Below are 13,122 nucleotides of genomic sequence, written 5' to 3' on the forward strand. Positions count from 1 at the left end.
ATCTATCCTTAATTTGTTTTTTTCGCTTTTGAACGAGCAATACGGGTTTCACCCACTAGCCAGTCAAAGAAGAAAATAATAGACATCATTACCACAATAAGAATTGAGCCATAGGCAATGGCAATGCCGTATTCTCCATCTTCTACACGATTTAGAATGTAAGAAGTTGCAACACGTGTGTCGGCAGTCACTAAGAAAATAATGGCACTGACTGTTGTCATTGCACGGACAAAGCTTGTCACTAAAGCAGAGAGTAGTGCGGGTTTTAATAATGGCAACACGACATAAAATAGGGTTTTCAGTGATCCAGCTTTAAGTGAAAGAGAGGCTTCATCTAGTGATTTATCTAGTTGCCCCAAGCCAGCTACCGCTGCACGCATTCCCACGGGCATATTCCGCATTACCATCGATAAAATGATGATGATGGCGGTTCCTGTAATGTAAATAGGCGCATTATTAAAGGCGAGAATATAGGAAACCCCTGCCACTGTACCCGGCACGGCAAAGCAGAGTAGCGTAAGGAATTCTAAGGTTTTCTTGCCCTTAAATTCTCTACGCACAGTGATATAGGCGATTAATAAGCCAAATATAGCGGTGATAGGGGCAGCCGTTGCGGCAAAAATAACAGTTTGGATCAAGGACGGCCAAGCACCATCATTAAATCCTTGCCCAAATAGTGTCATATAATTGTCGAGGGTAAGCGTGTAATCCACTCCCCAATTTACAGTGAAACTTCCATAGAAAATACTGCCATATAATACGACATTAAATACAACCCATAAGGCTAAACTGCAAATAATGATGAGTTTCAGACCGCTTGGTAGATCTTGTACATCTCCTCGATATGATTTTCCAGAAACGGTCACATAAGAGCGATTACCGATCCAAAGATATTGAATCACAAAAATAGCGAGAGAGAAGATCAATAAGATCGTGCCTAAGGTACTGGCTGATGCGTAATCTAGTTGCGAACCCGCAATGTAGAAATAGATTTGGGTTGCAATGACATCATAGCTTCCGCCGAGCACTAATGGCGTACTAAAATCCGCTAAGGATTGAATAATTACGACTAAAAATGAATTGGCTAAAGCGGGTTTTAGTAAAGGGAAAATGATATTTACAAAGGCTTGGTATCGATTTGAGCGTAATGTGTAGGCTGCCTCTTCAACGGATGGATGAATTGATTTTAATGCGCCTTCCAAAATCATAAATGACATTGGCGTGAGAGCAAGGGTATGTGCAATCACAATACCCGTATAGCCATAAAGCCAACTGCGATCAAAGCCTAAGTATTCCACTAAAAATGCGGTGACATAGCCTGAGCGACCTAACATTAATGTCACGCCTAGCCCAACCACAAATGGTGGCGTAACGATTGGTAGAATGGAGAATATTTTTCCAATAAACGCCGTACGTTTTGCAATACGGGTGGTATAAAGTGCAAAGGCTAAGCCGAATAATGTGGAAATCACACCCACGGATACCGCTACGCTTAATGAGTTTCCAATGACTCTTAATACATAGGGTTGTTGAATAATATTTAAGATCTGGGTTGGTACAAATTCATCGCCATCAAAGAACATAGAAATAAATATGGCGATAATTGGATAAACAATAAAAAAGAAAATTAATAAAATAATGCATAGCAATGAGGCAATAATAAAGCGATCGCCTTGCATTATTTTTAAATTAACCAGAGAGTTTGTGGTAATAGCAACGAGAGCAATGATTAATGGCACTGTAGCATAGCCTAAACTAATTTTAGCGATAATGGCTGAACCAAAAATAAATAAAAATAATAAACCTGCCCCATATAATTCAACAATACTACGTTTCTTGGTGTGCTGTTTTGATTGATTGCGATGAGGGATAAGAAATAAGATAAGCGGTAAAAACCATAACCACGTTAAATTGATTGAAGACCATCCCATTGCTTCCAAAATTTCATCAGGCAGTGAATCGAACAATCCATAATCTAATGCTTGGGAAGGTAACAATATAAAACCAAGAAAAGCGATAAAAATCCAAAATGGCGGACGAGAGAAAAAAGATACAGGCATGAGATCTCCCTAAAAATAAGATTATTAGAGTATTAGTACCTTAATAAAAATTGAGTGTAAAGGCGATAATGCAGAAAATAATGACTAATTTTCTGCATTATTCAATTAAGATTAATTATTGTGCTAATTTGACTTCATTAACCCATTTTTCAATAAGGCGTTTACGTTCATCACTTGAACCATATTTTTCAAAATCGTAATCAATTAAGGTTAATTTATTTGGATCGAGGGAATAAGGTGAAGATTCCGCTGTCGTATTGGTTAATACTTGGAATGATTCTCCTTTTTGCCAAGAAAGTTCTTGAGCTTCTTTTGACAATACCCAATCAACAAATAATTTTGCATTATCAAGATTGCGAGCGCCTTTTAAAATACTGACTCCGCCTAATTCGTAGCCTGTACCTTCTTTTGGTACGATCAATTCTAAATTTGCACCATTTTTCTTTTCTAATGAATAGTCATGTAAGAAACCGACACCAATCGCAGTTTCACCTCTTGCAGCATTGCGAGAAGGCGTTACACCAGATTTGGTATACTGAGAGATATTTTTATGGAGATTTTTTAAATATTCGAAAGCTTTGTCCTCTCCCCATAATTGCACAAAAGTAGCAAGAGCAGTATAAGCGGTACCTGAGCTTTGTGGATCAGCAATTTGGATTTCACCTGCTAAACGAGGATCGAGCAAGTCTTCCCAAGATGAAGGTGGATTTTCTAATCCTAATTCTTTTAGTCTATCCATATTTACACCAAATCCAAGGATTCCCATATATACAGCAGAACTGTAATTACCTTTAATTTTTGCTAGGTCACGGAATTTTTCTACTATCTGATCTAAATTAGGGGATTTATACGGTTGAAGTAAGCCCATTTCTCCCGCTTGTGATTGAGGATCAAGCGTTCCACCATACCAAACGTCTGCTTGAGGATTGTTTTTTTCAGCATCAACTTTAGCTAGGGTACTGCCAGAGCCATTACGGATAAAAGAAACTCGGACATCATATTTATCACCAAATGCTTGTGTTTCTTGCTCACACATCTGATTAGTGGCACTACAGTATACGGTTAAACGTCCTTTTGCTTCCGCTTGAGTGCTTAATAGTGAACCAAGAAATAGGGTAGAGAGTACGACTGAAAATGTTTTTAATTTCATAACATAATCCTCTTAAATAGAAAGGATGTTTAATCTATCGCATTTTGAAAATTAATACTGTGATTTTGTTCACAAAAGAGGCTCGATATGAAAATAATTAAAATATATTAAAAAAAGTTGTAAGAAATATGAAACTGCTCCGTCAAATATAAGAATCAGTTATTTTACTTGAGGTGTTTATGCAAAAAAATTCTATTTCTTCATTATTTAGTGGAGCTGCTTTTATTGTACTTCGTCTATTTTTAGCTTATGAGTTTCTTGAGGCTGGATTAGAAAAGTGGAATGGGCAAAATTGGTTTGCAGAGATTCAGTCGCAATTTCCATTTCCATTTAATTTATTTTCTGCGGAATTAAATTGGAATGTGGCAATGTTCGCTGAAATTATTGTTCCGATACTTCTTGTAATAGGAATATTCACTCGATTCAGCGCACTGAGCTTAATTATTTTAACCGCCGTTGCATGGTATTCAGTACATAGTGGCAATGGATACAACATTTCTCAGGGCGGTTACAAAATGGCATTGATATACTTGGTTGTTCTCTTTCCATTACTTGCCCAAGGCGCTGGTATATTCTCAATTGATTTTCTAATGCAGAAAAAACATCCAACCAAAAAATGGTTGAAATTTATTTAAACTTTACAGGAGTATTTTATGAAAAAAACAACATTATTAGCTTTAGCAAGTGCTTTAACAATGGCTGCATCTACACAAGTTCATGCTGAAAACATGAGTAAAAACTGTTCAGCAGATATGCATAATGAAAAATGTATGACTAAATCTGCAGAAGGTAAGTGTGGTGAAGGTAAATGTGGTGCAGATATGATGAAATCATCAATGAAATCTGCAGAAGGCAAGTGTGGTGAAGGTAAATGTGGTGCAGATATGATGAAATCATCAATGAAATCTGCAGAAGGCAAGTGTGGTGAAGGTAAGTGCGGAGCAGATATGATGAAAGCCCCAATGAAATCTGCTGAAGGTAAATGTGGTGAAGGTAAATGTGGTAGCCATTAATCCATAAGTGATTATTTATAGGTGGTGGGGTATGGCATTCAAGTATATTTTGCCACTTATTATAAGGAGTAAATATGTTAGTTGGAGCAGGGTTAGGTTATCGTAGAGATATTGCTGATGGTTTTTTATCGTTGCCAGAAAAAAGTGAAATTCAATTTATTGAAGTTGCACCAGAAAATTGGTTAAAAATGGGTGGATTGGCTCGCTATCAATTTGATCAAGTTGCAGAGAAAATGCCTTTAGCTGTGCATGGTTTATCCCTTTCTCTTGGCGGACAAGCTCCATTAGATAAAGACTTATTAAAAGGCATTAAGCAATTGATGAATCAATATGATTCAACCTTTTTTTCTGAACATTTAAGTTATTGTGAGTGTGAAGGTCATTTATATGATTTATTGCCTATGCCATTTACGGAAGAAGCAGTAAAACATACGGCACAGAGAATTCGAGAAGTACAAGATTTTCTAGAAATGAAAATATCACTCGAAAATACCTCGTATTATTTACATTCATCAAGTAGTACGATGAATGAGGTAGAGTTCTTGAATGCTATCGCAAAAGAGGCTGACTGTGGAATTCATTTAGATGTGAACAATATTTATGTAAATGGTGTAAATCACGGATTATTAGATCCTTATGTTTTCATTGATAATGTGGATTTGGCTCGTGTGAATTATATTCATATTGCAGGGCATGATGAAGAACATGAGGCTGCATCAGAAGTTAAATTAACGCATTCTGAAGATGCATTTAATAAAGTAAAAGGAGAATTTCGTCAGTTACCACAATTATTGATCGATACGCATGGTGAATCGGTAAAAGGTACGGTGTGGGATCTATTGGAATATACTTATCAACGTTTGGATCATATACCACCAACACTACTAGAGAGAGATTTTAATTTTCCACCTTTTTCTGAATTATATGCAGAGGTAGAACATATTGCACATTTGCAGAAAAAGCATGTAAAGCAAGAGAAATTACCTTATGTCGCTTAAGATGATAAAAAAAGAGGAACCTACTTTAGCAGAGATCCAGCAAACGCTGGTAAATACGGTTAGAACTAAAACAGTCGTGCCAGAATTTGAAGATAAAGTGCAACGGCTAAAAGTGTATATGCGGTTAGTAAGAAATAATACCTTTGGATTTGTTGATCGCTGTTTTACAGAAACTCAAAAGCATTTTTCTGAAGATGATTGGTTACAAATAAAAGAACGTTTTGTGCAAGAAGGAAAAGCACAATCGCCTTATTTTCAAGATATTGCGGGGGAGTTTTTACTATTTTGCCAAAACGAGAAATGTGTTGATGATAACTTACTTCATTTAATGGATTTTGAATATACCCAATTATTAGCAGAAGTTTCGATGGATAATGTGGCTAAAACTGGGGAATGGAATGAAAAAACGATAATGCAATTATCGCCGATAGTTTATTTAAAGGAATATCCTGTGGATTTTCTATCGCACCATTTTGCTGAATTTATTGATAATTCTCATCAAGTCGTTATATGGCGAGATAGCCAATTTGACGTTTATTACCATAGTTTGAGTGAGTTAGATTATTGGTTATTATCTTATTTAAAAGAACAACCAGATTCTCTTAATCAAGTGATTGATAACCTTGCCGAGATTGTCGGTAGTAATATACAAGCGATTGAGTTACTAAAAGAAATATGGAAAAAGTGGGTTGATGTTGGGGTGATTGTTTAGAATGAGCTAAAAAATAAAGGCAGGATACTTTTGTATCTGCCTTTATTTTATATATTACTAGAATATGATTTATTCTTACCAATATATACGTAAACCTACACCAATTTGGTCTTCTTTTGGTTTCATTGTAAGGATACTTCCTTCTCTTACATCTTCGTAATTATTTCTGGTACCTCTTAATATACCGCCTTCAACATAAGTCATCACTTGTTCATGAACTTGATAAATCGCACCAAGCATAAATCTGTGTAATTTAGCTTTTCTTAACAATTTATGGTCGTCACCTTTAAGTTCAAATACGCGGTAGCCATAGTTACCATATACAGAGAACTTAGGTGTGAAGTGATATCTTGCACCAACACGAACAACATTCAAGGTTTCTTTTTCTTTTTGGAATTCTCCAGTATATTTCCATTTATCTAGATGACCCGTATAGTCCATTGCAAGTTCCAAATCATCAATTCGATATTTAGCACCTACTATCCAAGCATCTTTATGGTGTTTGTCATTATTTTCATTGTTTACATAATTATCGCGAGAATAACCAGCACTTACGGTAATTTCTTGACCTTCTGCTATACCAAAGGTATATATTCCCCCTGCATCATATCCTGATTTGAGACCAGTGTATTGAGTTACCTCGCCAACAGAATCCCTTGTCGGAGCAAAACGATAGTCGACACTAAGTTGCAAACCTTCAATACCTTTGTAATCGTATCGAGCAACAGCTAAACCTGATGTAGTCATTGCTGTATCAAAGGTTGAGTATGCTTCGTCAAATCCTGCTTGAGGAATATCATCTCCAATGGTTAATTGACGACCAAAAGATAACTCCCCGTATTTTTTAGCGCCAAATCCCACATAAGCTCTGTTTACATAAATGCTACCAAAATCATCAACACCTTTTTCGGTTCTAGCTCCATTGAATCGAAATTCTAAACGACCAAATGCAAAGAAATCATCATTAATTTGATGCTGTGCTCTAATTTCAAGACGAGAACCATCATTATGTAAATTAGTATGACCAGAACGAACACCTGCATCTGTTCTAAATCTTTCAGCTAATGCAGGATCCACTGCTGCATCGATATTTCTTGCCATCGTTAATGTAGATCTTTCATTGTCAAGTCTTAAACGAAGGGAACCTGAGAAATTTACTGTTGTCCCATCAGTATTATAGATAGTGATAGCTGAGGCGGACGTTGCAAATGTTAAGATTGCTAAGGCTAGAAGTGTTTTTTTCATGATGTTTACCTTTTATATTATTTTTTAATTAAAACATATTAGTTAAAGCGTGTAATAATAATTAAAATCAACTAGTTACTTCATTGTAAATTTGAGTAATTAATTGAATTTTTTGTATGCTGTCAAAATGAGTATGGATTGTCAATGAACTATATTATTTATGTTCATAAATAAAAGTAATAAGATATTAGTTTTTAATATATGGCAGAATATTAATAAGAATGGGTAGTTATAATTTAAAATGATACTTATAGATAGAAGTTAAACAATAAAAAGGCGAACACTATTTTGTTCGCCTTGATTGTTTAATTTATTGAATTAGTGAGTTACCAGAATATACGTAAACCTGCACCAAATTTATTTTCACGAGGTTTCATAGTTGTACCTGCGAGAATATTACCTGGTTGGTCTTCATAGTTGTGTCTAGTACCAGTTAAGATACCAGCTTCAACGTAAGTTTCAATTTGTTTATGTGGTTTATAAGAAACCCCTAGTAACCATCTATGTAATTTAGCTTTTCTTAATAATTTTTGGTTTGTACCTTTAAGTTCGAATAAGCGGTAACCATAGTTACCATATGCAGCTAAATTAGGTGTAAAGAAATATCTCGCACCAACACGGAAACCATTAAGAATTTCTTTTTGTTTTTGATCTAACTCTTCGTTGTACTGCCACGTATCAAAATGACCAGTATAGTCTACGGCTAATTCTAGATTATTAATTTTATATTTTGCACCAGCAGCCCATGCATCCTTATGATGTTTATCATTATTCGTGTTACGAACAAAGTTAGTTCTAGAATAACCTGTAGCTAAAGTGATAGATTGGTTTTCAGCAACATCAAAAGTATATAGTCCACCAACATCATAGCCTGATTTCACACCATTTTTTGATACTTCACCATTACTGTCTCGTTTATCAGCAAAACGATAATCAACACTTAGTTGTAAACCTTTAATAAGTCTATAATTATAGCGGATGGCTGATGAGGCAGATGTTACCATTGCAGTATCAAAAGTATTATAGGCTTTATCAAAACCAGCTTGTGGAATATCATCACCGATAAGGATTTGTCGCCCGAAAGATATGTCACCAAATGTTTTAGACTGGAGTGCTATGTAAGCTCGGTTGGCATAAATAGAACCGAAATCATCAACTCCCTTATCATCTCTAGCTCCGTTGAAACGAAATTCTAAACGTCCGAAAGCAGAGAGATCATCATTAATTTTATGCTCTGCTCTAACTTCAAGGCGTGAACCATCATTGTGCAAATTGGTATGACCAGATCTAACTCCTGCATTTGATCTGAACTTATTAGCTTTTTGTGGGTCTACAGCATCAAGATTTCTATCGATACCTACAGTCGATTTTTCATTATCAAGTCGTAAACGAAGTGAACCTGAGAAATCAACTTTCGTTCCATCAACATCATAGATAGTTAATGCTGATGCTGAGGTTGCAAATGTTGCTATTGCTAGGGATAAAATTGTTTTTTTCATAGACAGTACCTTAAAATTATTTTAGTTTTATTTTAATTAACCCAGTTAAGGTATTAGGTTAATCACAGGGTTATCATTTACTTATTATTTAACCTGCTACTTGAGACGTATAAATGATAAACGCCTGAGATAGTGTCAAAATTATAGCAAAGTGTCAATATACTTTATGTATTGTCAATACAAGGTAATTTGTTTAATTATATTAAAAATAATGATTTTTTAATTCAAAATGTAATTATTTTTCGATATGAAATATATTCAAAGATTTGTAAGACTATAAAAAGTAGCTAAATCTCCTCATAAATTTACAATATGTTTTTGATTATTGAGTCTCAAAAGAAAAGTTTATTTTTGTAGAAAATTGATGGTGTATTAATGATAACTTATTGTTATTAAATAATTTTTTTGATAGTGTGATTGTTGTACACTTTGTGTAATTGTGATACTTTCGAGATGGTTTTATTATACCAAATTTCAGTATAAGGGTGATGTTTGTAGAGGAATAAGATTATCTTAATTACTTATAATATTATGTAATATTCAGTGATTTATTTTGTATAATGAATTATATAGATTCAGAAACATCTATTAACTTTTCAATTACCTTAATTCTTCTTGCAGTAGCCGTTATTGATAGGTGCTTTTCAAGATAGTTTGTATTCAATCTTTTCTTCTTTCCATCTTGTGGAAGGTAAAGATAGATACATTCAGGAGTAACAATACATTGTTCATCTTTAAATTGTTTAGATTTTAATAGAGCTAATGCATTACTATCAATGATATCGTTAGTAAAGACTAAATTTATTCTCGAACGATCATAAGTTTCACTAAAAGGGTTATCAGTAATACCATTGAGGAAATGATATTTATCCTTAATAATAACACTTAGGTCAGCATCTATCTTTTCATATATTGTTTTATGAATAAGTTGAGCCGTTTCAGCTAGTGGAAGGTTTGTGTCTAAAATGATATTACCACTTTGAATATAGGTTTTAACCTTTTTAAACCCTACATCTTCTAGTATTTCAATCAAATATGACATTTTTGGTATCTTATTTTTCCCTATAAGCGTGACACCTCTTAGTAGAGCGGTGATCCGTATATAATTATTTTCTACTGATTGCACCAAGTATTCCTCGCATAATCTGTCTAGTGACTTGATTTCGTATATTACGACCGACAGATTTAGCAACACTGCCTACCATTTTTTCAGCTACAGATTGTTCGCTTTTTTTCTTGGTACCGAAAATACTGCCTAGGATGCCACCTAATAAGCTATTTTCACTCTCTTTCTCTTTTTGTTCTGCTTGTTGTTGCATATCAAGTCGTTTTGTGAGAATTTCAAAGGCTGATTCACTATCAATGTATTGGCTATAATGGATATAAAGGTCATCCTGTTTAACAAAATTGAGACGTTCTTGTGCTGAAATCGGTTGTAATTGGCTTTTGGGTGGATAGATATAAGCAATTTCAACAGGTGTTGGCATCCCTTTTTCATCTAGTGTTGAGACAAGGGCTTCTCCCACTCCTAGTTGGGTAATTGCATCAACCACATTAATATTAGGATTAGAACGAAAGGTTTCCGCAGCTGATTTTACTGCTTTTTGATCTCTAGGTGTAAAGGCTCTTAATGCATGTTGAATGCGATTGCCTAATTGCCCCAATACACCGTCTGGTAAATCAAGAGGATTTTGAGTCACAAAATAAACACCTACACCTTTAGAACGAATAAGGCGAACCACTTGTTCAATTTTATCCACTAATACTTTTGGTGCTTCATCAAACATTAAATGAGCTTCATCAAAAAATAGTACAAATTTAGGTTTATCAGGGTCACCAACTTCAGGCAATTGTTCAAAAAGTTCCGCCATAAACCAAAGAAGGAATGCTCCGTACATTTGAGGTGAATTGACAAGTTTTTCGGCATTAAGTACGTTAATGACACCTTGACCATTATTAGTTTGAATCCAATCATTTAAATCCAAAGCAGGTTCACCAAATAAACTAGTTGCCCCTTCATTTTCTAGTCTCAGTAAGGATCTTTGAATTGCTCCAACGCTTGCTGCGGAAACATTGCCATATTTTATGCGAAATGTTTTTGCATTTTCTGCCACAAATTGAAGTATTGCACGAAGATCTTTTAAATCAATAAGTAATAATCCTTGATCATCAGCTACACGAAAGACAAGATTCAATAAGCCTTCTTGAGTATCATTCAAATTGAGTAGGCGAGAGAGTAGCATGGGTCCCATTTCGGATATAGTCGTACGTAATGGAATCCCCGTTTCACCAAAAACGTCCCAAAAGGAAACCGGAAAACCAGATAAATAATCTTCACCGCCTAACTCAAATTGTTCAATTCTTTCTGCAACTTTTCCAGTTAAACTACCCGCTTGTATTAATCCAGATAAGTCTCCCTTTACATCTACAAGAAAAACAGGTACACCATCTAAACTAAAGGATTCAGCAAGAGTACGTAATGTAACAGTTTTACCTGTTCCTGTTGCCCCTGCAATGAGTCCATGGCGATTTGCCATTTTTGCAATTAAAGAAAGTTTCTTATTGTCTTTGGTCTGTGCTATTGTGTAGTTCATCGGAAATCCTTGATTAAATCATGATTATTTTTTATGTAGTACGTTATTATCCTCTGCTCCCAACAGAGAAACCTTTCTCCCAGTTTGTTCTAAATTTCTTTGGTAATTTTTTACTGGTTAAATGACAAAATCCTAGGCGTTGATCAAGCATTTCCTTTTTCTGTGTTGAAAATGATTTTCCTACTCGATATCCATCAAGATACCAATCATCAGCATCCTTACAATCTGTAGTATTAATACGCTTATGATCAATAGCATTTATGGCATGACTATTGTTAATATTAGTTTTAACGTAGTTTTCAGGTAGAAAATTATTACAACCAATTAATAATGTTGTTGTGATAAATAAAATAACGTGAGCTGACTTCATTTTTATCCTTAAAAAATATAACTCATAAATAGTTTATTGTTTTAATTTATTTGCATAAGACATTGGTTATGCTTTTCTGTTCCTTGTTCTTTTAGTATTAAAACGCGTTGAGCGAGTTTTTGAACGACGTAGTTTAGGTAATGCTAACAACGCTTCGCTATTATACTGGCTAACAGGGATTGGATGTCCAATATATTCTTCAATTGCAGGTAAATTAACTGCGTATTGTTCACAAGCAAAACTAATTGATGAACCACTTTCTCCCGCTCGACCAGTTCTCCCAATACGATGTACATAATCTTCACGATCATCAGGAAGATCGTAATTAAAGACATGGGTGACATCAGGGATATGTAAACCACGCGCTGCAACGTCTGTCGCCACTAAAATATCAAGATTACCCTGTGTAAATTCATCTAATAGTGTTAGACGTTTTTTCTGAGGAACATCGCCCGTCAATAATCCGACACGATGTCCATCTGAACTCAAGTAACGCCAAATATCTTCACACTTATGTTTTGTATTGGCGAAGATAATACAGCGATCAGGCCATTCTTCCTCAATTAATGTGAGTAATAATGGCATTTTATCTTCATTAGATGGGTAGAATAGCTCTTCTTTAATGCGATGACCTGTACGTTGTAATGGCTCAATTTCAACATACTCCGCATTATGCATATCTTCAAAGGCTAATTCTCTTACTCGATGGGAAAGCGTTGCTGAGAAAAGCATAGTTAAGCGAGATTCAGGTTTTGGGCATTTACGCATTAAATAGCGAATATCTTTGATAAAGCCTAAATCAAACATTCTATCCGCTTCATCAAGTACAACAACTTGAATTTGATCTAAATTGATGATGTTTTGCTTCACATAATCAATCACTCGCCCTGTTGTACCGATTAGAATATCAACACCTTTTTCAATTGCATGTAATTGTTTTTCGTAGCCATCTCCGCCATAGGCTAGAGCTAAATTTAGCCCAGTACGTTGGGTAAACATTTCTGCATCTGCTGCAATTTGCACCGCTAATTCTCGTGTAGGAGCTAATATCAATGCTTTAGGTTGATTTGATTTTGTCTCGATAGGATGACTCAATAGGTGATTAAATGTAGCAACTAGAAACGCTAATGTTTTTCCCGTTCCTGTCTGTGCTTGTCCTGCGATATCTTGACCTGCCAATGTATAAGGTAGAGTTTTTGCTTGAATAGGGGTGCAAAATTCAAAACTTTTACTATCTAAAGCATCTAAGACACTTTCTTGAATAGGAAAATCAATAAATCGTTGTTCTGTAAGATGTTTAGACATCATATTCTCCTTGGATTAGCAAGCGGTGAGTTGTTGTGAATAATTTGCAAAATTTAGTGAAGAAGTTACCGCTTGTAAACCTAATCATTTTTGCATAGAAAATTTGTGAAAAGATACCACAAATGGCATAAATTGAGTAGAATCTTCCTACATTTCAACCTGCTATTTGTTCAATT

Annotated in this window: 12 protein-coding genes; 4 read left to right on the forward strand and 8 right to left on the reverse strand. The window is 35.0% G+C overall.

What is annotated here, in order from left to right; all coding sequences use genetic code 11:
• Nucleotides 1-8 precede the first annotated feature (8 nt).
• Together A6A10_RS03950 and A6A10_RS03955 are read right to left on the reverse strand one after the other, a co-directional pair.
• The gene (locus tag A6A10_RS03950) at nucleotides 9-2,060 is read right to left on the reverse strand and encodes an ABC transporter permease (protein ID WP_121121759.1); all 2,052 of its coding nucleotides are present in this window, start codon (nucleotides 2,058-2,060) and stop codon (nucleotides 9-11) included.
• A 115-nt stretch (nucleotides 2,061-2,175) separates the two neighbouring features.
• Nucleotides 2,176-3,210: an ABC transporter substrate-binding protein gene (locus tag A6A10_RS03955; protein WP_121121757.1), complete on the reverse strand. Its 1,035-nt coding sequence runs from the start codon at nucleotides 3,208-3,210 to the stop codon at nucleotides 2,176-2,178.
• A 179-nt stretch (nucleotides 3,211-3,389) separates the two neighbouring features.
• On the opposite strand from A6A10_RS03955, the gene A6A10_RS03960 reads away from it, so the two are divergent.
• From A6A10_RS03960 to A6A10_RS03975, 4 genes are all read left to right on the forward strand, one after another.
• Nucleotides 3,390-3,845 carry an HvfX family Cu-binding RiPP maturation protein gene (locus A6A10_RS03960; RefSeq protein WP_121121755.1) on the forward strand — a complete coding sequence of 152 codons (456 nt, stop codon included), beginning with the start codon at nucleotides 3,390-3,392 and terminating at the stop codon, nucleotides 3,843-3,845.
• An 18-nt stretch (nucleotides 3,846-3,863) separates the two neighbouring features.
• Complete coding sequence (gene hvfA, locus A6A10_RS03965) at nucleotides 3,864-4,223, forward strand: oxazolone/thioamide-modified RiPP metallophore HvfA (RefSeq protein ID WP_121121753.1); 360 nt, start codon at nucleotides 3,864-3,866, stop codon at nucleotides 4,221-4,223.
• Between the two features lie 74 nt (nucleotides 4,224-4,297).
• Entirely contained in the window at nucleotides 4,298-5,221 is a 924-nt protein-coding gene (locus tag A6A10_RS03970; RefSeq protein ID WP_121121751.1) for an HvfB family MNIO-type RiPP peptide maturase, read from the forward strand.
• Nucleotides 5,211-5,933, forward strand: a complete 723-nt coding sequence (locus tag A6A10_RS03975; RefSeq protein WP_229583619.1) for an HvfC family RiPP maturation protein — start codon at nucleotides 5,211-5,213, stop codon at nucleotides 5,931-5,933. Before A6A10_RS03970 ends, A6A10_RS03975 begins: the two co-directional genes overlap by 11 nt.
• Before the next feature lie 75 nt (nucleotides 5,934-6,008).
• Here A6A10_RS03975 and A6A10_RS03980 read toward each other — a convergent pair whose 3' ends face one another.
• The 6 genes from A6A10_RS03980 to rhlB all read right to left on the reverse strand — a co-directional run bounded on the left by A6A10_RS03980 (nucleotide 6,009) and on the right by rhlB (nucleotide 12,946).
• Nucleotides 6,009-7,178, reverse strand: coding sequence for a porin (locus tag A6A10_RS03980; RefSeq protein ID WP_121121749.1), 1,170 nt, complete (start codon nucleotides 7,176-7,178; stop codon nucleotides 6,009-6,011).
• Between the two features lie 326 nt (nucleotides 7,179-7,504).
• Nucleotides 7,505-8,677, reverse strand: a complete 1,173-nt coding sequence (locus A6A10_RS03985; protein ID WP_121121747.1) for a porin — start codon at nucleotides 8,675-8,677, stop codon at nucleotides 7,505-7,507.
• Between the two features lie 565 nt (nucleotides 8,678-9,242).
• Entirely contained in the window at nucleotides 9,243-9,803 is a 561-nt protein-coding gene (locus A6A10_RS03990) for a DUF1697 domain-containing protein (RefSeq protein ID WP_211327973.1), read from the reverse strand.
• The gene (locus tag A6A10_RS03995; RefSeq protein ID WP_121121745.1) at nucleotides 9,784-11,271 is read right to left on the reverse strand and encodes a helicase HerA-like C-terminal domain-containing protein; all 1,488 of its coding nucleotides are present in this window, start codon (nucleotides 11,269-11,271) and stop codon (nucleotides 9,784-9,786) included. Before A6A10_RS03995 ends, A6A10_RS03990 begins: the two co-directional genes overlap by 20 nt.
• A 46-nt stretch (nucleotides 11,272-11,317) precedes the next feature.
• Complete coding sequence (locus A6A10_RS04000; protein WP_121121743.1) at nucleotides 11,318-11,641, reverse strand: hypothetical protein; 324 nt, start codon at nucleotides 11,639-11,641, stop codon at nucleotides 11,318-11,320.
• A 66-nt stretch (nucleotides 11,642-11,707) separates the two neighbouring features.
• Nucleotides 11,708-12,946 (reverse strand): ATP-dependent RNA helicase RhlB, encoded by a 1,239-nt coding sequence (rhlB, locus tag A6A10_RS04005; RefSeq protein WP_121121741.1) that lies wholly within the window; start codon nucleotides 12,944-12,946, stop codon nucleotides 11,708-11,710.
• Nucleotides 12,947-13,122: the final 176 nt, after the last annotated feature.

This window comes from Otariodibacter oris (assembly GCF_009684715.1).
Taxonomy (GTDB): Bacteria; Pseudomonadota; Gammaproteobacteria; order Enterobacterales; family Pasteurellaceae; genus Otariodibacter; species Otariodibacter oris.